The sequence below is a fragment of the Duganella sp. CT11-25 genome, assembly GCF_047302815.1.
Lineage (GTDB): Bacteria > Pseudomonadota > Gammaproteobacteria > Burkholderiales > Burkholderiaceae_D > Rugamonas.
In genome coordinates this window covers 467,600-491,340 of the sequence record NZ_JBKBFD010000001.1, presented here as the reverse complement: position 1 = coordinate 491,340, position 23,741 = coordinate 467,600, and the positions used below count along the sequence as shown (strand labels likewise).

The following is a 23,741-nucleotide window of genomic DNA, read 5'->3' as shown; positions in this document are numbered from 1 at the left end:
GGTTAAAACCACGCATCCCGCATGTCGAGCGTGGTGGTATCTATGCTGGCCAGCAGCTCCAGCTGCGGCGCCACTTTCGGCAGTTCCCAACGGAAGAAGTAACGGCAGGCTTGCAGTTTGCCGCGATAGAAATCGTGGTCGCCGCCATCGAGCGCGCTCGCGGCCAGCAAGGCTTGCTGCAGCCAGATCCAGGCCACCACCACGTGGCCGACCGCTTCCAGATAGAGACTGGCGTTGGCCAGCGTCTTGTTCATGTCGCCGACAGCATACAGCTTCTGCGTCACTTGTTCCACGGCTTGCCACGCGGAATCAAGGGCATCGGCATGCGCCAGCAGTTCGGCGCCCGCCGCTTCGAGCTCGGCGCCGGCGCCGGCCATCGAACCGGGCTTCGCCACGCTGCCGCGCACCTTGCGCACCGTCTTGCGCAGCTCGGCGCCGAAAGCCTTGAACAACGCGCCGTCCTGCATGGAAACCTTGCGGCCCAGCAGATCCAGGCCGTGGATGCCGTGCGTGCCTTCGTGGATCGCGTTCAGGCGGTTGTCGCGGTAGAACTGCTCGACGTTGTATTCGCGCGTGTAGCCGTAGCCGCCGTGCACCTGGATCGCCAGGCTGTTGGCCTCGACGCACCATTGCGATGGCCAGGATTTGGTGATCGGCGTCAGGAAATCCAGCACGCGGCCCGCATGTTCGCGGGCTTCCGGCGTTTCCGCGCTTTGTTGTTCGTCGACCAGGCGGGCGCTGTACAGCACCAGGCCGAGGCCGCCTTCAACATAGGCTTTCTGCGCCAGCAGCATGCGCCGCACGTCGGTGTGCTCGATGATGGGCAGTTGCGGCTGGGCCGGATCCTTTTGCGCCGGATGGCGGCCTTGCGGACGGCTGCGGGCGTAATCCAGGGCGTGCAGAAAGCCGGTGTAGCCCTGCACCGCCGCGTTCAGGCCGACCGCGATGCGCGCCTCGTTCATCATGTGGAACATATTGGCCAGGCCCTGGTGCGGCTGGCCGACCAGGTAGCCGATGGCGCCGCCCTTTTCGCCGAAATTCAGCAGGCAGTTGGTGGTGCCGCGATTGCCCATCTTGTGATTCAGGCCGGCCAGCACGACATCGTTGCGCCCGCCGAGGCTGCCGTCGTCGTTGACCAGGAACTTGGGGACGATGAACAGCGAGATGCCCTTGACGCCGGGGATCAGCTTGCCGTCCGGGCCGGGAATCTTGGCCAGCACCAGGTGGACGATGTTGTCGGCCAGCTCGTGTTCGCCGGCCGAGATCCACATCTTGTTGCCGGTCAGGCGGTACTGGTGTTCGCCGTCCGGCACGGCGCGGGTGGCGATGTCCGACAGGCTGGAACCGGCCTGCGGCTCGGACAGGCACATGGTGCCGAAGAAGCGCCCGGCCAGCATCGGCTCGACAAAGCGCCGCACCTGGTCCGGCGTGCCGCATTTGAGCAAGGTGTTGGCGTTGCTCATGGTCAGGAAGGTGTAGGCCGAGGTGCCGACGTTGGCCGCGGTGAAGTACGCCGCCAGCGCCTTGTCGACCACGACCGGCAGCTGCATGCCGCCGCGCTCGTAGTCCTGGCCGGCCGCCATCAGGCCGGCGGCGGAGAAGGCGTCCAGCGCAACCTTCACCTCCGGGATGATCCGCACCTTGCCGTCCACCACGTGCGGCTCGTGGCTGTCGCTCTTTTTATTGTGCGGCGCGAACAGCTCGGTGGCGAGCTGTTCGGCGGTGTCCAGCGCCGCATCGAAGGTTTCGCGGTTGTGATCCTGGAAGCGGGGACGCTTGTTCAGCGCCTCCGCATCCAGCCATTCGTACAGCATGAAGGCGAGGTCGCGGCGCGACAGGATGGTCGACTGCATCTGGCTTACACCACTTCGAACAAGCCTGCCGCACCTTGGCCGCCACCGATGCACATCGTGACGACCACATATTTGACGTCGCGGCGCTTGCCTTCGATCAGCGCATGGCCGACCAGGCGCGCGCCGGACACGCCGTAGGGATGGCCGACGGCGATGGCGCCGCCGTTGACGTTCAGGCGGTCCATCGGGATGCCCAGCTTGTCGGCGCAGTACAGCACTTGCACGGCGAAGGCTTCGTTCAGCTCCCACAAGCCGATGTCCTCGACCTTCAGGCCGGCTTTCTTCAGCAGCTTGGGAATCGCGAACACCGGGCCGATGCCCATTTCGTCAGGCTCGCAACCGGCGACCGCGAAGCCGCGGAACACGCCCAGCGGCGCCAGGCCCTTGGCGGCGGCGGTCTGCGCGTTCATCACGATGGCCATCGAGCCGCCGTCCGAGAACTGGCTGGCGTTGCCGGCGCTGATGACGCCGCCCGGCACCGCGCTGCGGATCTTGGACACCGCTTCATACGTGGTGTCGGCGCGGATGCCTTCATCGGCGGAAATGGTCACTTCGCGCGACAGCAGCTGGCCGGAAGCCTTGTCGGCCACTCCCATCACGGTGGTCATCGGCACGATTTCCGCATCGAACAGGCCGGCGGCTTGCGCGGCGGCGGCGCGCTGCTGGCTTTGCACGCCGTATTCATCCTGGCGCTCGCGGCTGATGTTGTAGCGCTTGGCCACGGTTTCGGCGGTCTGCAGCATCGGCCAGTAGATTTCCGGCTTGTGCTGCGACAGCCAGACTTCCTTGTACATATGCATGTTCATTTCCTGCTGCACGCAGGAGATCGACTCGACGCCGCCGGCGGCGTAGATGTCGCCCTCGCCCGCGATGATGCGCTGGGCGGCGGTGGCGATGGTCTGCAGGCCGGACGAGCAGAAACGGTTGATGGTCATGCCGGCGGTGGTGACCGGGCAGCCGCCGCGTATCGCGATCTGGCGGGCGATGTTGCCGCCGGTGGCGCCTTCCGGATTGGCGCAGCCGACCAGCACGTCCTCGACCTCGCCCGACTCGATGCCGGCGCGCGCGATGGCCGCTTGCAGCGCGTGGCCGCCGAGCGTGGCGCCGTGCGTCATGTTGAACGCGCCTTTCCACGATTTGGCCAGGGCGGTGCGGGCGGTCGAAACAATGACGGCATCTATCATGAAAGTCTCCTATGGGAAGGTGGTTTTAGTTGGATCCAGAATAGCATATTTTAGTACGGTCGTTCGTAAATTTTCAAAGAAGTTTTCCCCACCCAATTTGTAAGCTTGGCGTAAGTTTGGAGCAAGCATGACGTAAGGTTAAGCGTCCACACTGCGTTTCAAGCTGACGAAGAAGTAACTATCTCGGCTGGGGAAAATCCAAAAATTACAGGAGACAAAATCATGGCATCAACAACAGGCACCGCCGACCCGCGCAACCTGCCCAAGGATACCGGCATTACGGCGGAAGAACGCAAGGTGATCTTTGCGTCCTCGCTGGGCACGGTCTTCGAATGGTACGACTTTTATCTGTACGGCTCGCTCGCCCCCATCATCGCCAAGCAATTCTTCATCGGCGAACCGACCACCACCTTTATTTTCGCACTGCTGGCGTTCGCCGCCGGCTTCATCGTGCGTCCATTCGGCGCGCTGGTGTTCGGCCGCCTGGGCGACATGATCGGCCGTAAGTACACCTTCCTGATCACCATCCTGATCATGGGCGCCTCCACCTTCATTGTCGGCTTGCTCCCCGGGTATGCGGCGATAGGCATCGCGGCGCCGATCATCCTCGTCTCGCTGCGGATCCTGCAGGGCCTGGCGCTGGGCGGCGAATACGGCGGCGCGGCCACCTACGTGGCCGAGCACGCACCGCACGGCAAGCGCGGTTCGTTCACCGCCTGGATCCAGACCACGGCGACGCTGGGCCTGTTCCTGTCGCTGCTGGTGATCCTGGGCACCCGTACCGCCGTCGGCGAAGAGGCGTTCAACGCCTGGGGCTGGCGCGTGCCGTTCCTGGTGTCGGTCCTGCTGCTGGGTATCTCCGTGTGGATCCGCCTGTCGATGAATGAATCGCCGGCCTTCGCCAAGATGAAAGCCGAAGGCAAGACTTCGAAAGCGCCGCTGAGCGAAGCGTTCGGCCAATGGAAAAACCTGAAAGTCGTGATCCTGGCGCTGGTCGGCCTGACCATGGGCCAGGCGGTGGTGTGGTACACCGGCCAGTTCTACGCGCTGTTCTTCATGACGCAAGTGCTGAAGATCGACGGCGCCAACGCCAACATCATGACCGCGATCTCGCTGGCGCTGGCCACCCCGTTCTTCATCTTCTTCGGCGTGCTGTCGGACAAGATCGGCCGCAAATGGATCATCCTGGGCGGTTGCGTGATCGCTGCGGCGACCTACTTCCCGCTGTTCGGCGCCCTGACCCACTACGGTAATCCAGCGCTGGAAACCGCACTGAAAAACTCGCCGGTGGTGGTGGTCGCCGATCCTTCGTCGTGCCACTTCCAGTTCAATCCTACCGGCCAGAAGAAATTCACCTCGTCGTGCGATATCGCCACCAGCATGCTGTCCAACGCTTCGGTGAACTACACCACCCAGGACGCGCCGGCCGGCAGCGTCGCCAAGATCAAGATCGGCGACAAGGAAATCTCCTCGTTCAACGCCGTGCTGACCGCCGATGGCCTGAACTTCGACAAGACGTCGAAAGACACCGAAGCCGCGCTGAAGAAAGAAGTCGGCGGCGCGATCAAGGCCGCAGGCTACCCGGCCAAGGCTGACGAGTCGCAGATGAACAAGCCGATGATGGTCCTGATCCTGTTCATCCTGGTGCTGTATGTGACCATGGTGTACGGCCCGATCGCCGCGATGCTGGTGGAAATGTTCCCGACCCGCATCCGCTACACCTCGATGTCCCTGCCATACCACATCGGTAACGGCTGGTTCGGCGGCCTGCTGCCAACCATTTCGTTCGCGCTGGTGGCGTTCAAGGGCGACATCTACTACGGCCTGTGGTATCCGATCATCATCGCCCTGATCACCGCGGTGATCGGCGCGCTGTTCGTCGGCGAAACCAAAAACAACGACATCTACGCAGCCGACTGATTAGTCCCGCTGCAATGACCAAGGCCGCTAGCGATAGCGGCCTTTTTTTTGGCCGCTCGTTTCTATTTGTCAATTTGTCATACAATTAGCTAATAGACATTCCCCTTTTAGATTTAGAAAACCATATTGACATCTGATTTTCTACCATGAGGCGACGATGAATGCACGGTCCGGGAACAGCGGCGATGGGGTGGTGAATGCTTCGCTTGAAATATCCAGGCTGATCGACGGTTGGTTCCGGAAAGGCAGCTACCCGCTGGTTGCCATCGGTATTGGGACGTTGATCACCTTTGCTTACGTATTCGCGTTGAACATCGCGCCCCTGCGCCAACCGCTTTCCCGCGACTGGCAGGCGGTGTTTGGACTCGGAGCCGCGCTCATCACGGGAGGCTTCCTGACAGCATTGATCGCCGGCACACGCGTTCGCAGGGAGATTCAGCGCAGCGTGAAGGAATATGAAAAAACCATCGAAACGGCACAAGAATTCTCGCGCGAATCGGTCAAGGCCATTCGACATCTTAACGAACTCCTTTTCACCCACGTCGATACCGTGGCACAGGTGATTGACGCCGCCAGCCCGATCCTGGGCATGTTTGGCGGCGCATCGCTTGCCAATTCACGGTATCTGGAAAGTGACCTGGTGGCGTTCAGCAACAAGGCCCAGGAGGTGATTGTCAACGTCGAGAAGGCAATCACGCTGGCAGACTTCAAGGCGTTGCAGCAATACCGCAACGAAATCGGACTGCTGGCGTCGAATACCAAAACCATCGTTGAACGGGTCAAGAGCGGCGAGTGGGCGGCCGACCAGGTTGCCGACTTCACGAAGTCGATTTCCAGCGCACGACAGGCGGCGCTGGCCTACAGCAATAGCGCCACCCGAATCCATGAGCGCATCAACGCCACGGCGGAGCCCATCATCATCCTGTGCCAAACCGCGCTGAAAGCCCCGCTGGTAGGAACCTGGCTCCAGGGACAGGGCATGAGCGGGCACATAGGAGCTTTGCAGCGCCTGCAAGCTTTGATACAAAAGGCTCAAAACGCGAACCTGGCCGTCGGTGCCGCGATCGCAACGCCAGGGCGAGAGAAGCTTGAAGCCGCGTTGCAGCACATGCAGTCCCTGCGCGCCTCGATGGAAGACGAGACCAACGCACCAGACCGGGATCCGCACATCTGACGCGCGGCGGCCAAGCGCGCGACCGCACGATTCCTCAAAACAAAAAAAAGCCGCCTGGAGAAGGCGGCCGAAGGCTGAATCAAGGAGTTGGTCGCGGGACTTACGCGGCCTTGCGGCGGCGCGCCACGACGCCCAGCAAGGCGACGCCGGCCAGCATCATGGCGTAGGTTTCCGGTTCCGGTACGGCCGCCGCCACCTGGGACGAGGCGAACTCGACGCGCAGGCCGGTCGGGTTGCCGCCGTTCTGCGCCCAGTTGCTGACCACGAAGTTCAGCGTGTTGACGCCGGAGACGAATCCGCTGCTGGCGGCAAAGCTGGTCCAGTCGGTGAAGCCGCTGGCAGTCGAGATGACCTGGTCGTTGAGTTTGACGACCACCGAGTTGTCGGCGGCCAGGCGGCCGGTGAAGGCGGCGCTGGCGGCGTTGTAGCCGCTCAGGTCGAACGACAGCGAATAGGTGTAGGTGCCGGCGCTCGAGGCGTCGAAGGTCTGCGACTGGCTGGCCGTCGGCGTGATCCACTTGGAAATGCCGTCGTTCGCCAGCCATGGGCTGATCGGCCACTGGTTGTCGTAGGTGATGGTCGGGACGACGGCGGCGATCGTGGTGTCGCTGCTGGCGGCGGTCAGCGTGTAGTGGCTGTCCAGGGTGCCGCCGGCGCCGGTGCCGGTGTTGGCCAGGCCGGTGATGGCTGCCGCTTGCGCGGACGAGATTGCTGCGATTGCCAGTGCGGCGGCGATGATGGTGCGTTTCATGAGAGCCTCTAAAAAATGAATGGGTTGGGTGGTAACGTGCGGCATCGATGGGGATGCCGGTTGTTCACGCTGCGACTCGAACCGTTTTTTAGGGCGTCGAAGGAAGTAGTGCTGCTAGGCGGGATTGTACCGGGATTTTTGGAAGAATGCTCACATGCCATTAAAATTTCTTTAAGGCATGTGAGCATTCCGCTACATCAGCCGTTGAAGACTTTGCCTTCTTCGGCCAGCCTGAGCAGCAGCGCGGCCGGCTTCCAGGCCTCGCCGTGATGGCCCTGGGCGTACTTGTTGATGGCGGCCAGCACGTTCGGCAAGCCCACCGTATCGGCGTAGAACATCGGCCCCCCGCGATGCAGCGGGAAGCCGTAGCCGGTCAGGTAGACCATGTCGATGTCCGAGGCGCGCAGGGCGATGCCCTCTTCCAGGATGTTGGCCGCTTCGTTGACCAGCGAGTACACCAGGCGCTCGACGATTTCCTGGTCGCTGATCTTGCGGCGCGCCACGCCGAGGTCGGCCGAGTGCTGGACGATCATGGCGTTGACCTGCTCGTTAGCGTAGGCCTTGCGGTCGCCCGCCTTGTAGTCGTACCAGCCGGCGCCGGTCTTCTGGCCGTAGCGGCCCATTTCGCACAGCAGGTCGGCGGTTTTCGAGTAGCTGATTTCCGGCTTCTCGACGTAGCGGCGCTTGCGGATGGCCCAGCCGATGTCGTTGCCGGCCAGGTCGCCCATGCGGAACGGCCCCATGGCGAAGCCGAATTTTTCGGCGGCCTTGTCGACCTGTTCCGGCAAGGCGCCCTCTTCCAGCAGGAAACCGGCCTGGCGGCTGTACTGCTCGATCATGCGGTTGCCGATGAAGCCGTCGCACACGCCCGAGACCACGCCGGTCTTCTTCAGCTTTTTGGACAAGGCCAGCGCGGTGGCCAGCACGTCCTTGCCGGTCTTGGCGCCGCGCACGATTTCCAGCAGTTTCATGACGTTGGCGGGCGAGAAGAAGTGGGTGCCGATGACGTCCCCGGGACGCTGGGTGAAGGCGGCGATCTGGTCGACGTCCAGGGTCGAGGTGTTGGTGGCCAGGATGGCGCCCTGCTTCATCACCTCGTCCAGCTTGCGGAATACGGTTTCCTTGACGCCCATTTCCTCGAACACCGCTTCGACCACGATGTCGGCCTGGCCGATGTCCTCATAGGACAAGGTGCCGCTGACCAGGGCCATGCGCTGGTCGAACTTCTCCTGCGTCAGCTTGCCCTTTTTCATGGTGTTTTCGTAGTTCTTGCGGATCGTCGCCAAGCCCTTGTCCAGCGCTTCCTGTTTGGTTTCCAACAACCTGACCGGGATGCCGGCGTTGAGGAAGTTCATGGCGATGCCGCCGCCCATGGTGCCGGCGCCGATCACGGCGGCCGATTGAATGGCGCGCACCGGCGTGTCGGCCGGCACGTCCGGCACCTTGCTGGCGACGCGTTCGGCGAAGAAGGCATGGCGCAGCGCCTTCGATTCGGTGGTCTGGATCAGGTGCAGGAAGCGCTCGCGCTCGAATTTCATGCCGTCGTCGAATTTCATCGTGACCGAGGCCGCCACGGTCTCCACGCATTCCAGCGGCGCCGGGAACGGGCCGGACATGGCCTTGACCGTGTTGCGCGAGAATTGCAGGAAGGCTTCGTGGTTCGGGTAGTCCACCTTGCGGTCGCGCACTTTCGGCAGCGGACGGGCGTCGGCGATCTTTTCGGCGAAGGCGACGGCGGACTGCACCAGGTCGGCATCGGCGGCGAACACCGCGTCGAACAGCGCGGTGCCGGCCAGCTTGTCGGACAGCACCGGGGTGCCGGAGACGATCATGTTCAGCGCCATCTCCAGGCCCAGCACGCGCGGCAGGCGCTGCGTGCCGCCGGCGCCCGGCAGCAGGCCCAGCTTGACCTCAGGCAGCGCGATCTGCGCGCCCGGCATCGCCACGCGGTAGTGGCAACCCAGCGACAGTTCCAGCCCGCCGCCCATGCAGACGGTGTGGATGGCGGCGACCACCGGCTTGGTGGCGTTTTCGGCGGTGGCGATCAGCGTGTGCAGGCTGGGCTCGGCCAGCGCTTTCGGCGAGTTGAATTCCTTGATGTCGGCGCCGCCGGAGAAGGCCTTGCCGGCGCCGGTGATGACGATGGCCTTGACGGCGGCGTCGGCCAGCGCTTGCTGGATGCCCTTGACGGCGGCGGTGCGCGTCACCAGGCCCAGGCCGTTGACCGGCGGATTGTTCAGCGTGATGACGGCCACGGCACCGTGGACCTGATATTCAGCAGTCATGTCTCTTCCTTATGTTTTTTGGTGGGAACTGGTAGCCCGCCTACTATACCGTATAAAAGAACGATCGTATTATTTTTTTGATGTCATGCAAACCCTGGTCATCTTGTCGGTTTTGCGCCACGTCCGTCGAAAAATTGTCGCATGGAAAATACAGCTTTAGGAAAATTCCGACAGCCTTCTTGTGCTTCGGGTTTTAAACGTAAATAATAAAACCCACCGCATATATTCCTGCCGTTGAATATCATTTTGAATCTCACCAAATGTCACGCCGTCGACATTTGTTCTTTGTTGATAATATCAGGAACCCTCATGAACGCTCCCAACCAAGCTATTAACTCGCAAGCTCTGGAATTCCAGGCAATTAACACCGCGCTGAATCGCGTGCAAGCCGTGATCGAGTTTGGCCTGGATGGCACGATCCTGCATGCCAACGACAATTTCCTCAAGGCGGTCGGCTACACGCTGGGCGAAGTCCAGGGCCAGCATCACTCGATGTTCTGCGAACCGGGCTATGCGCGCAGCGCCCCCTACAAGCAATTCTGGGCCAAGCTGGCGGCCGGCGAGTTCGACCACGGAGAGTACAAGCGCATCGGCAAGGGCGGCCGGGAGATCTGGATCAACGCCTCCTACAATCCTATCATCGACGCCGACGGCAAACCGTACAAAGTCGTCAAGTTCGCCACCGACATCACCGAAAGCAAGCTCAAGAACGCTGAGTTCGAAGGCAAGATCAATGCCGTCAGCAAGGCGCAGGCGGTCATCGAGTTCAGCCTCGACGGCATCATCCTGAACGCCAACGACAATTTCCTGAAGGCGGTCGGCTATACGCTGGAGGAAGTCCAGGGCAAGCATCACCGCATGTTCTGCGATGCCGACTACGCCAAGACCGAAGCCTATGCGCATTTCTGGCACAAGCTGGGCGCCGGCGAATTCGAGGCCGGCGAGTACAAGCGGGTGGCCAAGGGCGGCCGCGAATTGTGGCTGCACGCCTCCTACAACCCGATCTTCAACGCCGACGGCGTGCCGTTCAAGGTGGTCAAGTTCGCCACCGATGTGACGGCCGACAAGATGCGCAACGCCGAATATGAAGGCAAGGTCAGCGCCATCTCCAAGGCCCAGGCCGTGATCGAGTTCGACATGCAAGGCCATGTTCTTTGCGCCAACGATAATTTCCTTGATGTCATGGGTTATACCCTGGACGATATTAAAGGCGAGCACCACCGCCTGTTCTGCGAAACCGAATACGCCAATAGTCCGGAATATAAACGTTTCTGGCAAAAATTGAATCGTGGCGAGTTTGACAGCGGCCGTTATAAGCGTCTCGGCAATGACGGAAAAGTAATCTGGATTCAGGCTACTTATAATCCTATTATGGATTTGAATGGCAAACCCTATAAAATAGTCAAATATGCAATCGATATTACCGAGCAAGTGCATCTGGAAGCCTCGGTGGCCGCCAAGTCGGAGGCCGACGGCGCCAAGATCCGGCGCCTGCTGGAATCGGTGGAACTGGCCGCCGGGGGCGACCTGACCAGCAAGATCGTGGTCGAAGGCAGCGAGCCGCTGGACCACCTGGCCGGCGGCATCAGCAAGATGATCGCCGACCTGCGCAAGGTCATCGGCGAGGTGGTGGCGTCGGCCAACGGCTTCGCCGAGGCCTCGACCACGATCGCCGAGCGCTCCAACGGCGTGGCGGTCGGCACCCAGGCGCTGGGCGCCACCGTCGAGCAGATGAACGCGTCGATCGACGGCCTGACCAATTCCATCAACGCCATCGCCGGCAACACCTCGAACGCCGACACGCTGGCCAAGTCCACCCAGCAGGAAGCCGAGGCCGGCGCCAAGGCCGTGGCCAAGTCGATCGAGGCGATGGACCTGATCAACCGCTCCTCGGAAGACATCGGCGAGATCGTCAAGGTCATCAGCGAGATCGCCAGCCAGACCAATATGCTGGCCTTCAACGCCGCGATCGAGGCGGCGCGCGCCGGTGAACACGGGCTGGGCTTCTCGGTGGTGGCCGACGAGGTGCGCAAGCTGGCCGAGCGCTCGTCGCAGGCAACCAAGGAGATCTCCAAGCTGATCAACGAATCGGTCAAGCGGGTCTCGGCCGGCAGCGAGATTTCGCGCCAGGCCAGCGACGCCTTCGACAAGATCGTCGCCGGCGTGGCCAAGACCACGGTGGCGATCTCCGACATTTCCAGCGCCACCAACGAGCAATTGCTGACGGCGCGCGAAGTGAGCACGGCGGTGCAGTACATCGCCGAGGAAGCCGAGAAGTCGGCCGCCGCCTGCGACAGTATCGCCCGCTCGACCGAGGGCCTGAACCAGCGCGCCGGCGACCTGAACAAGACCGTGGCCGGCTTCACGGTGTGATCGTGGCGACCAGCGCCGGACTGAATCCCGCCACGCTCACCGCGCTGATCGCGCTGGTGCGCAAGCACACCGGCATCGCGATGAGCGAGCGCAAGAGCGTGCTGCTGGAGCGGCGCCTGCGGCCGCGCATGCAATTGCTGGCGATCGGCAGCTACCAGGATTACCTGGACAAGGTGGAGCAGGACCGGGCCGAGGTTCCTCATTTTATCGACCTGGTCACCACCAACGACACGCTGTTCTTCCGTACGCCGCAGGTCTGGGACTATGTCGAGAAGGAATTCCTGCCGCAGTGGTGGGCCGCGCATCCGGGCCGGCGCCTGGCCATCTGGTCGGCCGCCGCCGCCAGCGGCGAGGAGCTGTACTCGATGGCCATGCTGTGCGAGGAATTCGCCGGCGCGACGCCGGGCTTCAGCTACCGGATTCATGCGACCGATATTTCGCAGCAGATCCTGGCGGCGGCGCGCGCCGGCCGCTATGCGGGGCGTTCGGTCGAGCGCATCCAGGCCAGCCATCCGGACTGGGTCAAAAAATATTTCCTTCCCAGCGGCGACGGCCTGCAGGTGGTCGACAGCCTGAAGCAGCACGTGGAACTGGCCCAGCACAACCTGCTGACACCGCTGAAGCCGCACAAGCAATTCGATCTGGTGTTGCTGCGCAACGTCTTGATTTATTTCGATCAGGAACACGTGCAGACCGTGCTGCGCCAGGCGCGCCTGAGCATGGCGCAGCATGCCAGGCTGATCCTGGGCGAATCCGAATCCATCGGCGGCCTCGACACCGCCTACCGTTACGAGCGGCCGATGGTGTACATGATAGACAACGACAAGGCAGCCTGATCATGCAGACCACCCTCAGCCCCGGCGCACCGTCCAGCTTCAGCTGGGCCGGCCCGGACGCCCCGGCGGCGGGCTGCCAGCAGGTTGGCATGGGCCGCATCAGCATCGGCGCCGGCAGCTGCCAGTTGCAGGCCCTGCTCGGCTCCTGCATCGGCATCGCCTTCCTGTGGAAGAAGCGCGGCTGCTGCGCGCTGGCCCATTGCCTGCTGCCGGAAGCGCCGGTCCTGCCGGACGAGCTCGGCGCGCGCTACGTCAGCCAGGCCGTGCCGTCGATGTTGCGCCTGCTGGGCGCGACCGAGGCCGACTATCCCGATATCGAGGTGGTGGTGGCCGGCGGCGCGACCATGCTCAACGCCCGCTCCAGCCGCCTGCAGATCGGCCAGCAAAACGCCGACGCGGCGCAGAAATACCTGCGCCAGCACGGGCTGAACGTGCAGTACTGCCGGGTCGGCGGCAAGTGCGGCCGCACGCTGGTGGTCGACTGCGCCACCGGCAGCTTCCGCGTCAGCGAGATCGTCAAAACCAGCCTGGATGCTACGCATGCAAAACCCTGAAGCCGCCAAGGCCGCCCCCGTCACCGAATTGTTCGGCTCCTTCGTGCTGGACGCCGACGAATTCGCCCTGCCCGCCCACTGCATCCGCGAAGTGGTCAACCTGCCCGACAGGATCACCGCGCTGCCGCTGTCGCCGCCGTTCCTGGCCGGCGTGTTCACCTTGCGCGGCACGGTGATCCCGGTGGTCAACCTGGGCCGGGTGTTCAATCCGGCGGCGCGCGCGCCCGACCCGGCCGACAAGATCGCCATCCTCGACTACCAGGGCGTGCTGATCGGCCTGCTGTTCCACGCCACCGGCGAGATCCTGCGCGTGCGGCCCGAGCAGCGCAGCACACTGAGCTACGCGTCGGGCGCAGTGCCCGGCGTGGTGGCCGGCACCATCCTGCTCGACTGCGGCGCCCGCCTGCTGCAGGTGCTCGATCCGGCCGCGCTGGTGCGCATCGAAAACGTGCCGCAAGTGCTGGCGTTGCAAGGCGCCGCCCGGCGCGACGCCGGCCGCGGCCAGGGCGAGCGGCGCCAGTGCGTCAGCTTCCGCGTCGGCAGCTCGTCGTTCGCGTTCGAGATGGCGGCGATCCAGGAAATCATCCGCGTGCCGGAATTGCAGCCGTCCATCTTGCACAGCGCGCTGTGCCTGGGCCGCATCAATTTCCGCGGCAGCCAGGTGGCGGTGGTCGACTTCACCGCCCTGCTGCAGACCGTGGCGCCGCCCGAGGGCGATCCGGCCGCGCGCGTGTTCGGGCCGGAACAGCGCATCGTGATCGCCCGCATCGACGACGCGACCATCGGCTTCCTGGTCGATTCGGTCGACAGCATCGTCAATTTCTACAGCGAGGACGTGATGGCGATCCCGCTGCTGAGCAAGGCGCGCGCCGGCATGTTCGGCGGCTGCATCTCCAAGCCGGAACTGGGCGAGATCATCTTCCTGAACCACCGCGAGATCTTCTCCAGCAGCGAAATCACGGAAATGCGTGCCGGCCACGCCAACCTGTACCCCAAGGACGAAGCCGCAGGCAAGGCGCAGCAGCAGGACGCGCGCCGCGGCCAGCGCCAGGTCTACATCACCTTCGCGCTGGAAAACACCTTCGCGGTGGAGATCAAGCAGGTGCGCGAGATCATCGATTTTTCCGACGCCATCACGCGGCCGCCCGGCATGCCGGACTTCATGCGCGGCATCCTCAACCTGCGCCAGCAGATGATCAGCGTGATCGACCTGCGCAGCCTGTACCGCATGCCGGCGCTGGACGATCCGTCCCAGGCCAAGATCCTGGTGATCGAGCGCGGCGACGAGCGCTACGGCCTGATGGTCGATGCGGTGGAAAACATCATGACCGTCAACGACAACCGCCGCTTCGCCGCGCCCAAGATGATGCGCGCGGCCGGCGCCGGCAACGACCCGCGCAGCGAAATGGATGAAGTGATCGACATCGACGGCGACGGCGGCAGCCACCAGACGCTCAGCGTGTTCGAATGCGGCCGCCTGCTGGCCAAGCTGGCGCACGAGATGCCGGCACTGGCGGCCTGAGTCCCGGTGCGGTAAAGTGAGGCCATGCCGGCAGCCGCCGGCGCCCTACTTGTCCTGAGGTTGATTATGCTACTGACCCGCCGCGCCGTCGTTTTGATTCCCCTGAGCCTGCTGGCCGCCAGCGCCTATGCGCTGTCGCTGGCCGATTTGAGCAACCAGGATGCCTCCGGCGGCCTGAAGGCCGCGCTGGAAAAAGGTTCGACCCTGGCCGTGGCCAAGCTGGGGGCGGAGAACGGTTTCCTGAACAATGAAAAAGTGCGCATCCCGCTGCCGAAGATCCTGGAGCAGGCGCGCCCGCTGCTGAAGATGACCGGCAAGGGCCAGCAGCTGGACGAGCTGGTGGTGCAGATGAACCACGCGGCCGAAGCCGCCGTGCCGATGGCCAAGCCGCTGCTGCTGGACGCCGTCAAGTCGATGAGCATCACCGACGCCAAGAATATCCTGACCGGCGGCGACACCTCGGTCACCGACTTCTTCCGCGAGAAGACCTCGCCCAAGCTGGCGGTACAGTTCCTGCCGATCGTGAAGAAAGTCACTGACCGCTCGGACCTGGCCAGCAAATACAATTCGACGATGGCGCTGGCGCCGAAGATGGGGATGAATGTGAAGGAGCAGGCCACGGTGGAAGGCTATGTGACCCAGCGTGCGCTGGACGGCCTGTACACCATGATCGCCGAGGAGGAAAAAGCCATCCGCGCCGATCCGATCGGCACCGGCAGCAAGCTGATCGGCAAAGTCTTCGGCGCCCTCAAGTAAGCCGCTTCGCTCCCTCCGCCCGGTTCGCCGGGCTTTTTTTCGTCGTGGATTGGTGCTAACATAGATAGGTAGCCTACCTATCTATAACCATGACCACTGACATCCCCCAAGCGGCGATCGCACTGGCGGACGAGCTGCGGCTCGCGCTGCACCACGTCTTCCGCCGCATCCGGCAGGAGAGCGACGGCGATCCGTCCGGCCTGAGCCTGCAGCAAAAGATGCTGCTGTCGACCATCAGCCTGCAGCCCGGCATCGGCGTGGCCGAGCTGGCGCGCATGGAAAAGCTGCGCGGCCCGACCATGAGCGGCCATATCAAGGCGCTGGAAACGGCCGGCCTGGTGCGGCGCGACGCCCCCGATCCGGCCGACCGCCGCCGCAGCGGCCTGCTGTTGACCGGGCACGGCACGGCGGTGCTGGAAGACATCCGCGCCCGCCGCCGCGACTGGCTGGCCCGCAGGCTCGCGCAACTGCCGCCGGAAGGCGCCGACGCGCTGCGCGACGCCATTATTTACCTGAACGAGATCGGCGAATGACGACTTCCACCACTCCCACCGCGACGGCCAAGGAAATCGGCGCGATCTATCTCGGGCTGGTCATCATGATCGGCCTGGCGGCGCTGGACCAGAGCATCGTCGCCACCGCGCTGCCGCGCATCGTCTCCGACCTGGGCGGCATGGCCCATCTGTCCTGGGTGGTGACGGCCTATGTACTGGCCTCGACCGCCACCATGCCGCTGTACGGCAAGCTCAGCGACCAGTACGGCCGCAAGCCGCTGCTGTATGTCGCCATCGCCATCTTCCTGGCGGGCTCGGTGCTGTGCGGGCTGGCGCAGAACATGGCCGAGCTGATCGCCTTCCGCGCGGTCCAGGGCCTGGGCGCGGGCGGCTTCCTGCCGCTGGCGCAGATCATCATCGGCGACCTGGTGCCGCCGGCCGAACGCGGCAAGCGCCAGGGCAGCATCGCCGCCGTCTACGCGCTCACCAGCGTGGTCGGCCCGGTGCTGGGCGGCCTGCTGACCGACTGGCTGTCGTGGCATTGGATCTTTTTCGTCAACCTGCCGGTCGGCGCGCTGGCGCTGTACGTGATCGCCAGGTCCATGCGCGGCGACCGTCCGCACCGGGCGCACAAGATCGATTACCTCGGCTCGGCGCTGATGACCGGCGCGGTGACGGCGGCGCTGCTGGTGCTGGCGCTGGGCGGCACCGAGTGGCCGTGGGACGCGGCCGAGGTGAAGTACCTGAGCGGGCTGGCGCTGCTGCTGGCGGCGCTGCTGCTGTGGCACGTGCGCCGCGTGCCGGAGCCGGTGCTGCCGCCGGACCTGTTCCGGAACCGCGTGTTCAATGTCGCCAGCGTGGTGCTGGCGCTGACCTTTGTCGGCATGATGGGCTCCAGCGTGTTCTTCCCGCTGCTGTTCCAGATGGTGATGGGCGTGAGCCCGGCCAACTCCGGCCTGCTGACCATGCCGATGATGGTGGGGCTGGTGATTTCCTCCATGCTGAACGGCCGCGTGCTGGCCAGGTCCGGCGGGCGCTACAAGCCGGCGCAGATACTGGGGCTGAGCCTGGCGACCTTGTCTTTCGGCGCGCTGGCCTGGAGCATCGCGAACGCGGCCGGCTATTGGGTGATGGAGCCGGCGATCTTCGTGCTGGGCGCCGGCCTGGGCCTGGTGATGCCGAACATGACGATGGCGGTGCAGAACGCCCTGCCCGCCGCGCGGCGCGGCGTCGGCACGGCGATGCTGGCCTTCTTCCGTTCGCTGGGCGGCCTGGTCGGCGTGACCGGCTCGGGCGCGATCCTGGCGCAGCAGCTGCATGGACAGACGGCGACGGCGGCCATCTACCGCCACGCGATCGCCCAGATCTTCACGGCCGGCACGCTGCTGGTGGGACTGGGATTGCTGATGCTGCTGTTGCTGCCGGAACTGCCGCTGGCCACGCATACGGCCGGCGCCAAATAAGAAAAACGGGCGCTGCGGCGCCCGTTGTGCTTAGCGGCCCAGGGCCAGCGCCGGCCGGCGCAAGGCCGGGCGGCCGGCGCGCGACGGCTCGCCGGTATGGCTGTCGAGCTTGAAGGTGCTGACCATTTCCTCCAACTGCGCGGCTTGCTCCTGCAGCGAGTTGGCGGCGGCCGCCGCCTCTTCGACCAGCGCGGCGTTCTGCTGCGTGACTTCATCCATCTGCACGATGGCCTGGTTGATCTGGTTGATGCCTTCGCTCTGCTCTTCGCCGGCGATCATGATCTCGGTCATGATGCTGGTGACGCGCTGCACGCTGTTGACGATTTCACCCATCGTGGCGCCGGCCTTGTCGACCAGCTGCGTGCCGGCGTCGACCTGCTCCACCGAGGCGGTGATCAGTTCCTTGATTTCCTTGGCGGCGGCGGCCGAGCGCTGCGCCAGGTTGCGCACCTCGGTGGCGACCACGGCGAAACCGCGGCCCTGTTCGCCGGCGCGTGCCGCTTCCACGGCGGCGTTCAGCGCCAGGATGTTGGTCTGGAAGGCGATGCCGTCGATCACGCCGATGATGTCGGCGATCTTGCGCGACGAACCGTTGATGGCGCTCATGGTGTCCACCACTTGCGAGACGATCTGGCCGCCCTGGCCCGCCACGTCCGACGCGGTCAGCGCCAGCTGGTTGGCCTGGCGCGCGTTGTCGGCGTTCTGGCGCACGGTCGAGGTCAATTCTTCCAGCGACGAGGCGGTTTCCTCCAGCGCGGCGGCCTGGTTCTCGGTGCGGCGCGACAGGTCCAGGTTGCCGTCGGAGATCTCGGCGCTGGCGGTGGCGATCGAGCTGCTGCCGGTGCGGATGCCGCGCACGGTGCCCGACATCTGTTCCTGCATCTTGACCAGGCCCTTCATCAGGCTGCCCATTTCATCGTCGCGCTCGACGACGATGCGGTTGGCCAGGTTGCCAGCGGCGATTTCGTCGAAGTGGCCCAGCGCCTGCGACAGCGGCTGCAGGATGGCGCGCAGCAGGCGCAGCGCGGAGTAGACGATCAGCGCGGCGGCGGCCAGCAAGACGATCACGAAGGCTTTCTGGAAGCCGGCGAAGAACGACTGGCTATCCTTGTAGTGCTCTTCCGCCGATTTCATCTGGTACTCCTCCAGCTTGTTGGAGGCGGCATCGAAGATATTGAATTGCGCCGACAGTTTTTTCATCGACAGCTCTTCGATCTTTTCGGCGTTCTGCTCGCGCAGCGCGGCCATCAGGCCGCGCAGTTCGCCGACATACATCTTGCGCTCGGCATCCAGCTTGGCGGCCAGTTCCTTCTCGCCATCGCCCAGCGGCAAGGCCAGGTACGAAGCCCAGGCCTTGTCCGAATCGTTGATGAAACCATCGGCGCGGCCCAGGGTTTTTTCCAGGTCGGCCGCCTCGGGGTGGAACACGCCGCGGTCGATGACGAAGCGCGAGCGGTTCAGGAAGTTCTTGGCGTTGCCCAGGATGACGGCGGACGCCATCTGGTTCGAGTACACGTCCTTGAGCGCGACGTTGACGGTGTTCATGCCGAACAGGCTGACACCGCCGATGGAGACAATCAGGATACCCAGGAAGCACATGGTGGCGATCAGCCGCATGCGAATAGTAATGCGATTAAACATGGCGTTTTCTTTTTATTCAGGGTGCAGGCCGGTGCCTGCGATTGACCGGGAGCGTGTCGGATATGGGTACTGTATCGCCGCGGACCATTCGGTCCGGGAATGCGCGCCTGGGTTAGCCGGGGTGGCTAAAAAATGCTCTGAGGCAATAATGTAAGCGGAAAGTGCTTTGTAGTCAAAACATTTATTCCTGAATTAACCGTTTTTCCGATAGCTAAAATCAAACGCCCCGGCGCAGGCCGGGGCATTTTCGGGGCTGGTTGCGGCTTTCAGGCGGTCGGCAGCTGGTAGTCCTTGTACTGCTCGCGCAGCTTGTTCTTTTGAATCTTGCCGGTGCCGCCGACCGGCAAGGCGTCGGTGAACACCACATCGTCCGGCAGCCACCACTTGGCAACCTTGCCATTGAAATATTCCAGCAGCGCCTCGCGGCACACCTCGTGGCCGGCCCGGCGCACCACCACCAGCAAGGGGCGCTCGTCCCATTTCGGATGGAACACGCCGATGCAGGCGGCCTGCATGACCGCCGGGTGCGACATGGCGATGTTCTCCAGGTCGATGGTGCCTATCCATTCGCCGCCGGACTTGATGACGTCCTTGCTGCGGTCGGTGATCTGCATGAAGCCGTCCGGGTCGATGGTGGCGACGTCGCCGGTGGGGAACCAGCCGTTCTCCAGCACATCGCCGCCCTCGTCCTTGAAGTAGCGCGACACGATCCACGGCCCCTTGACCAGCAGGTTGCCGTAACTGGCGCCGTCCCACGGCAATTCCACGCCGTCGTCGCCGACGATCTTCATGTCGACGCCGAAGATCGCATGGCCCTGTTTTTGCAGGATCTTGCGCTGATCCGCTCTGGGCAGTTCCAGGTGCTTGCTCAGCAGGCCGCCGGTGGTGCCGAGCGGCGACATTTCCGTCATGCCCCAACCGTGGATGACTTCGACGCCGAAGTCGTCGATCAGCGTGTTCATCATCGCCGGCGGGCAGGCCGAGCCGCCGATCACGGTGCGGCGGAAGGTCGAGAACTTGAGCTTGTTCTGCAGCGCATAGTTGATCAAGCCCAGCCAGACCGTCGGCACGCCGGCCGAGAACGTGACCTTTTCCTTTTCCATCAACTCGTAGACCGACTTGCCGTCCAGCGCGGCGCCCGGGAAGACCATCTTGGCGCCCGACAGCGGCACCGAGTACGGCAAGCCCCAGGCGTTGACATGGAACATCGGCACGACCGGCATCACCGAGTCGCGCGAGGAGACGTTGAGCACATTCGGCAAGGCCGAGGCGTAGGCGTGCAGCACCGTCGAGCGGTGCGAATACAGCGCGCCTTTGGGATTGCCGGTGGTGCCGGAGGTGTAGCACAGCGTGGCGGCGGAGTTTTCGTCGAACTGCGGCCAGGCGTAGTCGTCCGAATGCGCGCTGAGCAGGTCTTCGTAGCACAGCAGGTTGGGGATCTTGCTGTCGGCGGGCATGCGGTCGGCGGCGCCCAGCAGGATGTAGCCCTTGATGGTCTCGCAGTGCGGCGCGATCGCCTCCACCAGCGGCAGGAAGCAGAAGTCGAACAGCAGGTACTGGTCTTCGGCGTGGTTGCAGATGTAGGCCAGTTGCTCCGGATGCAGGCGCGGATTGATCGTGTGCAGCACCGCGCCGGAGCCGGACACGCCGTAATACGCTTCCAGGTGGCGGTAGCCGTTCCAGGCCAGCGTGGCGACGCGCTCCCCCATGCTCACGCCCAAGGCCTGCAGGGCGTTGGCCAGCCGCCTCGCGCGCTGCTGGCAATCGCGGAAGGTGTAGCGGTGCACGTCCCCTTCCACCCGCTGCGAGACGATCTCGCTGTTGGCGTAGTGCCGGGCGGCGAATTCAATGATGCTTGAGATGAGCAGCGGCTGGTTCATCATCTGGCCCATGACCGGGCTTGGAGGATTTGGGGAATGCATGCGCGTCTCCGGAAAGATTGATTTTATTGAATCAGTTTCGGATGACCACGCTATCAAGGTCAACGCTTTTCGATGCTGCATTGCCGCATCCGTTGGCTGCGGTAAAATCATCGGCTTACGCCTACTCGTTACGGGAACTATCATCACTGCCGCCAAACTGCCGCTGGACAATTCCTTCGCGTCCCTGCCGCCCGCTTTTTATACCCGGCTGATGCCGACGCCGCTGCCCGTCCCCTACCTGGTCGCGGTCAGCGCGCCGGCCGCCGGGCTGATCGGCTTGACGCCGGAGGAAGTCGCCGACAGCCTCGACGTCCTGATCGGCAACGCCGCGCCGGAGCGCGCGCTGCCGCTGGCGGCCGTGTATTCGGGCCACCAGTTCGGCGTCTGGGCCGGCCAGCTGGGCGACGGCCGCGCCATGCTGTTCGGCGATGTCGCCACCGCGCAAGGACCGATGGAGCTGCAATGGAAAGGCGCCGGCCTGACGCCCTACTCGCGCATGGGCGATGGCCGCGCCGTGCTGCGCTCGTCGATCCGTGAATTCCTGTGCTCGGAAGCGATGGATGCGCTGGGCATTCCGACTTCGCGCGCCTTGTCGGTGGCCGGTTCGGACCAGGGCGTGATGCGCGAGACGGTGGAAACGTCCGCCGTGGTGGTGCGCATGGCGCCGAGCTTTGTGCGTTTCGGCTCGTTCGAGCACTGGTTCTACCGCAACAAGAACGACGAGCTGAAGACCCTCGCCGACTACGTCATCGACCGCTTCTATCCCGAGCTGCGCGGCGCCGACCATCCCTACCAGGCGCTGCTGGCCGAAGTGACCCGCCGCACCGCCCACATGATCGCGCACTGGCAGGCGGTCGGCTTCATGCACGGTGTGATGAACACCGACAATATGTCTATCCTCGGCCTGACCCTGGATTACGGCCCGTTCGGCTTCCTGGAAGCCTTCGACGCCAACCACATCTGCAACCATACCGACCAGCAGGGCCGCTATTCCTACGCCAACCAGCCGCAGGTGGGCCATTGGAACTGCTACGCGCTGGGCCAGGCGCTGCTGCCGCTGATCGGCGAGGTCGAGGCGACCGAGGCGGCGCTGGCGGTCTACCAGCCGGCATTTGCCGCCAAGATGGATGAACTGCTGCACGCCAAACTGGGCCTGAGCGTGCTGGACCAGCATGCCGATGCCGATCGTGCGCTATTTGACGCCATGTTCGCAGTTATGCAGGCCAACAGCGTCGATTTCACGCTGTTCTTCCGCCGTCTGAGCGGCGTGCGCGCGGCCGACGCCGGCGGCGACGAAGCGCTGCGCGACCTGTTCATCGACCGTCCGGCCTTCGACGCCTGGGCGACGCAGTACCGCGCGCGCCTGCAAGCGGAAAACAGCGACGATGCGGTGCGCAAGCTTGCGATGAACCAAGTCAACCCCAAATACGTGCTGCGCAATTATCTGGCCCAAGTGGCGATTGAAAAGGCGCAAAATAAGGACTTTACCGAGGTGGCGCGCCTGCTGGCGGTTTTGCGGCATCCATACGACGAACAGCCCGAGCATGAACAATACGCGGCCTTGCCGCCCGACTGGGCAAGCCATCTCGAAGTAAGCTGCTCTTCTTAAGTGAGTACTAAGCCATGACTAATAAAGTAACGAAATCCGACGCCGAATGGCGCGCCATGCTGGACCCAATGGAATATCAAGTCACGCGCCATGCGGCGACCGAACGTGCTTTCACCGGCAAGTTCTGGGATCACCACGAACACGGCATCTACACCTGCGTGTGCTGCGACACGCCGCTGTTCCGTTCCGACGCCAAATTCGATTCCGGCTGCGGCTGGCCGAGCTATTTCGAAGCGCTCGATCCGGCCAATGTGATTGAAAAAACCGACCGTACCCATGGTATGCTGCGCACCGAAATCATTTGCGCCGTGTGCGACGCGCACCTGGGGCATGTATTCCCGGACGGCCCGCCGCCGACCGGACTGCGTTATTGCATCAACTCGGCGTCCCTGCGATTCGATCCACAAGACTAATAAAGACATCATGAAATTTCTGTTCGACCTGATCCCGCTGCTGCTGTTTTTTGCCGCTTACAAGCTGTCGGGCTGGAACGCCGAGGCGGCCCAGCACTTCATCAATACTTACCTGAGCGGCATGATCTCGGGCGGCTCGGTGACGCCGGATCAATCGCCGATCGTCATCGCGACGCTGGTCGGCATCTTGGCCACGATGGCGCAGATCGGCTATATCAAGCTGCGCGGGCGCAAGGTCGACGGCATGCTGTGGTTTTCGCTGGTGATGTTCGTGGTGTTCGGCGGCCTGACCATTTACCTGCACGATGAAGATTTCATCAAATGGAAACTCAGCATTGTGTATTGGCTGTTTGCATCCGGGCTGCTGATCAGCGCCGTGGTGTTTAAAAAGAACCTGATGCAGAAATCGATGGGCGAGATCGTCCAGCTGCCCGATCTGATCTGGGCGCGCTTGAATATGGCCTGGATCTGTTTCTTTGTCGCCATGGGCTTCCTGAATTGGTATATCGCCTTCATCTTGTTTAAAGGCGATACCGGCGCATGGGTCAGCTTTAAAGCATTCGGCACCACCTCGCTGATGCTGGTGTTTATCGTCGGACAAACCATTTATCTGTCGCGCCACATGAAGGACCAGGCATGAGCCAGATTCAAGATACCCGCATGGAACGCATGCGCAGCCGCTTCGAGGCGGCGCTGAAGCCGGTCGAGCTGGTGCTGGAAGACGACTCGGCGCTGCATGCTGGTCATGCCGGGGCCGCTTCCGGCGGCGGTCATTACAACGTTAGAATTGTTTCGTTACAATTCGAGGGGCTCAAACTCGTCACAAGACATCGACTCGTGTATGATTCCGTGCACGATATGATGCATAAAGAAATTCATGCATTGGCCATTACCGCATTGGCTCCGTCCGAAGTATGATGTAGCGCTTGGCGAGGGAATGACCGCTGTCGGGTCCAGAATAATTGAACACAAAGACAGATAGCAGATCAAA

The 23,741-nt window shown here is 63.3% G+C and carries 19 protein-coding genes; 13 read left to right on the top strand and 6 right to left on the bottom strand.

Going from position 1 to position 23,741, the window contains the following annotated elements:
• Positions 1-2: 2 nt before the first annotated feature.
• Together ACEN9F_RS01975 and ACEN9F_RS01970 are read right to left on the bottom strand one after the other, a co-directional pair.
• Positions 3-1,853 carry an acyl-CoA dehydrogenase gene (locus ACEN9F_RS01975; protein ID WP_413417289.1) on the bottom strand — a complete coding sequence of 617 codons (1,851 nt, stop codon included), beginning with the start codon at positions 1,851-1,853 and terminating at the stop codon, positions 3-5.
• A gap of 5 nt (positions 1,854-1,858) precedes the next feature.
• Complete coding sequence (locus ACEN9F_RS01970) at positions 1,859-3,037, bottom strand: acetyl-CoA C-acyltransferase (RefSeq protein WP_413417287.1); 1,179 nt, start codon at positions 3,035-3,037, stop codon at positions 1,859-1,861.
• 222 nt (positions 3,038-3,259) lie between these two features.
• Here ACEN9F_RS01970 and ACEN9F_RS01965 point away from each other — a divergent pair, with 222 nt between their 5' ends.
• Together ACEN9F_RS01965 and ACEN9F_RS01960 are read left to right on the top strand one after the other, a co-directional pair.
• On the top strand, positions 3,260-4,957 hold the full coding sequence (locus ACEN9F_RS01965; RefSeq protein WP_413417286.1) for an MFS transporter: 1,698 nt from the start codon (positions 3,260-3,262) through the stop codon (positions 4,955-4,957).
• A 157-nt stretch (positions 4,958-5,114) separates the two neighbouring features.
• Complete coding sequence (locus tag ACEN9F_RS01960) at positions 5,115-6,131, top strand: hypothetical protein (RefSeq protein ID WP_413417284.1); 1,017 nt, start codon at positions 5,115-5,117, stop codon at positions 6,129-6,131.
• 100 nt (positions 6,132-6,231) lie between these two features.
• On the opposite strand, the gene ACEN9F_RS01955 is transcribed toward ACEN9F_RS01960, so the two are convergent.
• Complete coding sequence (locus tag ACEN9F_RS01955) at positions 6,232-6,882, bottom strand: FxDxF family PEP-CTERM protein (protein ID WP_413417283.1); 651 nt, start codon at positions 6,880-6,882, stop codon at positions 6,232-6,234.
• Between the two features lie 197 nt (positions 6,883-7,079).
• Complete coding sequence (locus ACEN9F_RS01950) at positions 7,080-9,167, bottom strand: 3-hydroxyacyl-CoA dehydrogenase NAD-binding domain-containing protein (protein ID WP_413417282.1); 2,088 nt, start codon at positions 9,165-9,167, stop codon at positions 7,080-7,082.
• Positions 9,168-9,476: 309 nt separating this feature from the next.
• On the opposite strand from ACEN9F_RS01950, the gene ACEN9F_RS01945 reads away from it, so the two are divergent.
• The 7 genes from ACEN9F_RS01945 (at position 9,477) to ACEN9F_RS01915 (ending at position 17,165) form a co-directional block, all read left to right on the top strand.
• On the top strand, positions 9,477-11,540 hold the full coding sequence (locus ACEN9F_RS01945; RefSeq protein ID WP_413417281.1) for a methyl-accepting chemotaxis protein: 2,064 nt from the start codon (positions 9,477-9,479) through the stop codon (positions 11,538-11,540).
• A 2-nt stretch (positions 11,541-11,542) separates the two neighbouring features.
• Positions 11,543-12,376 carry a CheR family methyltransferase gene (locus ACEN9F_RS01940; RefSeq protein ID WP_413417279.1) on the top strand — a complete coding sequence of 278 codons (834 nt, stop codon included), beginning with the start codon at positions 11,543-11,545 and terminating at the stop codon, positions 12,374-12,376.
• Positions 12,377-12,378: 2 nt separating this feature from the next.
• Positions 12,379-12,930 (top strand): chemotaxis protein CheD, encoded by a 552-nt coding sequence (locus tag ACEN9F_RS01935; RefSeq protein WP_413417277.1) that lies wholly within the window; start codon positions 12,379-12,381, stop codon positions 12,928-12,930.
• On the top strand, positions 12,917-14,452 hold the full coding sequence (locus ACEN9F_RS01930) for a chemotaxis protein CheW (RefSeq protein ID WP_413417275.1): 1,536 nt from the start codon (positions 12,917-12,919) through the stop codon (positions 14,450-14,452). The genes ACEN9F_RS01935 and ACEN9F_RS01930 overlap by 14 nt, the downstream gene beginning before the upstream one ends.
• A gap of 66 nt (positions 14,453-14,518) precedes the next feature.
• Positions 14,519-15,208, top strand: coding sequence for a DUF4197 domain-containing protein (locus tag ACEN9F_RS01925; RefSeq protein WP_413417273.1), 690 nt, complete (start codon positions 14,519-14,521; stop codon positions 15,206-15,208).
• Between the two features lie 89 nt (positions 15,209-15,297).
• The gene (locus tag ACEN9F_RS01920; RefSeq protein WP_413417271.1) at positions 15,298-15,741 is read left to right on the top strand and encodes a MarR family winged helix-turn-helix transcriptional regulator; all 444 of its coding nucleotides are present in this window, start codon (positions 15,298-15,300) and stop codon (positions 15,739-15,741) included.
• Positions 15,738-17,165, top strand: coding sequence for an MDR family MFS transporter (locus ACEN9F_RS01915; RefSeq protein ID WP_413417269.1), 1,428 nt, complete (start codon positions 15,738-15,740; stop codon positions 17,163-17,165). The genes ACEN9F_RS01920 and ACEN9F_RS01915 overlap by 4 nt, the downstream gene beginning before the upstream one ends.
• Before the next feature lie 30 nt (positions 17,166-17,195).
• Here ACEN9F_RS01915 and ACEN9F_RS01910 read toward each other — a convergent pair whose 3' ends face one another.
• Positions 17,196-18,806 (bottom strand): methyl-accepting chemotaxis protein, encoded by a 1,611-nt coding sequence (locus ACEN9F_RS01910; protein WP_413417267.1) that lies wholly within the window; start codon positions 18,804-18,806, stop codon positions 17,196-17,198.
• 266 nt (positions 18,807-19,072) lie between these two features.
• Positions 19,073-20,728: a 3-(methylthio)propionyl-CoA ligase gene (locus ACEN9F_RS01905; RefSeq protein ID WP_413417265.1), complete on the bottom strand. Its 1,656-nt coding sequence runs from the start codon at positions 20,726-20,728 to the stop codon at positions 19,073-19,075.
• 211 nt (positions 20,729-20,939) lie between these two features.
• Between ACEN9F_RS01905 and ACEN9F_RS01900 the strand changes: the two genes are divergently transcribed.
• Genes ACEN9F_RS01900 through ACEN9F_RS01885 form a run of 4 tightly spaced genes read left to right on the top strand, consistent with a single transcriptional unit; the run spans position 20,940 to position 23,668 of the window.
• Positions 20,940-22,337 carry a protein adenylyltransferase SelO gene (locus ACEN9F_RS01900; RefSeq protein WP_413417263.1) on the top strand — a complete coding sequence of 466 codons (1,398 nt, stop codon included), beginning with the start codon at positions 20,940-20,942 and terminating at the stop codon, positions 22,335-22,337.
• A gap of 14 nt (positions 22,338-22,351) precedes the next feature.
• Positions 22,352-22,750, top strand: coding sequence for a peptide-methionine (R)-S-oxide reductase MsrB (gene msrB / locus ACEN9F_RS01895; RefSeq protein WP_413417261.1), 399 nt, complete (start codon positions 22,352-22,354; stop codon positions 22,748-22,750).
• Between the two features lie 10 nt (positions 22,751-22,760).
• Positions 22,761-23,390 carry a septation protein A gene (locus ACEN9F_RS01890; protein ID WP_413417259.1) on the top strand — a complete coding sequence of 210 codons (630 nt, stop codon included), beginning with the start codon at positions 22,761-22,763 and terminating at the stop codon, positions 23,388-23,390.
• Positions 23,387-23,668 (top strand): BolA family protein, encoded by a 282-nt coding sequence (locus ACEN9F_RS01885; protein WP_413417257.1) that lies wholly within the window; start codon positions 23,387-23,389, stop codon positions 23,666-23,668. The genes ACEN9F_RS01890 and ACEN9F_RS01885 overlap by 4 nt, the downstream gene beginning before the upstream one ends.
• Positions 23,669-23,741 lie beyond the last annotated feature (73 nt).

What these genes read in the sequence shown, in the direction of transcription:
- ACEN9F_RS01975 (WP_413417289.1), bottom strand. Translation starts at nt 1,853, where the DNA reads ATGCAGTCGACCATCCTGTCGCGCCGCGACCTCGCCTTCATGCTGTAC.
- ACEN9F_RS01970 (WP_413417287.1), bottom strand. Translation starts at nt 3,037, where the DNA reads ATGATAGATGCCGTCATTGTTTCGACCGCCCGCACCGCCCTGGCCAAA.
- ACEN9F_RS01965 (WP_413417286.1), top strand. Translation starts at nt 3,260, where the DNA reads ATGGCATCAACAACAGGCACCGCCGACCCGCGCAACCTGCCCAAGGAT.
- ACEN9F_RS01960 (WP_413417284.1), top strand. Translation starts at nt 5,115, where the DNA reads ATGAATGCACGGTCCGGGAACAGCGGCGATGGGGTGGTGAATGCTTCG.
- ACEN9F_RS01955 (WP_413417283.1), bottom strand. Translation starts at nt 6,882, where the DNA reads ATGAAACGCACCATCATCGCCGCCGCACTGGCAATCGCAGCAATCTCG.
- ACEN9F_RS01950 (WP_413417282.1), bottom strand. Translation starts at nt 9,167, where the DNA reads ATGACTGCTGAATATCAGGTCCACGGTGCCGTGGCCGTCATCACGCTG.
- ACEN9F_RS01945 (WP_413417281.1), top strand. Translation starts at nt 9,477, where the DNA reads ATGAACGCTCCCAACCAAGCTATTAACTCGCAAGCTCTGGAATTCCAG.
- ACEN9F_RS01935 (WP_413417277.1), top strand. Translation starts at nt 12,379, where the DNA reads ATGCAGACCACCCTCAGCCCCGGCGCACCGTCCAGCTTCAGCTGGGCC.
- ACEN9F_RS01930 (WP_413417275.1), top strand. Translation starts at nt 12,917, where the DNA reads ATGCAAAACCCTGAAGCCGCCAAGGCCGCCCCCGTCACCGAATTGTTC.
- ACEN9F_RS01925 (WP_413417273.1), top strand. Translation starts at nt 14,519, where the DNA reads ATGCTACTGACCCGCCGCGCCGTCGTTTTGATTCCCCTGAGCCTGCTG.
- ACEN9F_RS01920 (WP_413417271.1), top strand. Translation starts at nt 15,298, where the DNA reads ATGACCACTGACATCCCCCAAGCGGCGATCGCACTGGCGGACGAGCTG.
- ACEN9F_RS01915 (WP_413417269.1), top strand. Translation starts at nt 15,738, where the DNA reads ATGACGACTTCCACCACTCCCACCGCGACGGCCAAGGAAATCGGCGCG.
- ACEN9F_RS01910 (WP_413417267.1), bottom strand. Translation starts at nt 18,806, where the DNA reads ATGTTTAATCGCATTACTATTCGCATGCGGCTGATCGCCACCATGTGC.
- ACEN9F_RS01905 (WP_413417265.1), bottom strand. Translation starts at nt 20,728, where the DNA reads ATGCATTCCCCAAATCCTCCAAGCCCGGTCATGGGCCAGATGATGAAC.
- ACEN9F_RS01900 (WP_413417263.1), top strand. Translation starts at nt 20,940, where the DNA reads ATGCCGACGCCGCTGCCCGTCCCCTACCTGGTCGCGGTCAGCGCGCCG.
- msrB (WP_413417261.1), top strand. Translation starts at nt 22,352, where the DNA reads ATGACTAATAAAGTAACGAAATCCGACGCCGAATGGCGCGCCATGCTG.
- ACEN9F_RS01890 (WP_413417259.1), top strand. Translation starts at nt 22,761, where the DNA reads ATGAAATTTCTGTTCGACCTGATCCCGCTGCTGCTGTTTTTTGCCGCT.
- ACEN9F_RS01885 (WP_413417257.1), top strand. Translation starts at nt 23,387, where the DNA reads ATGAGCCAGATTCAAGATACCCGCATGGAACGCATGCGCAGCCGCTTC.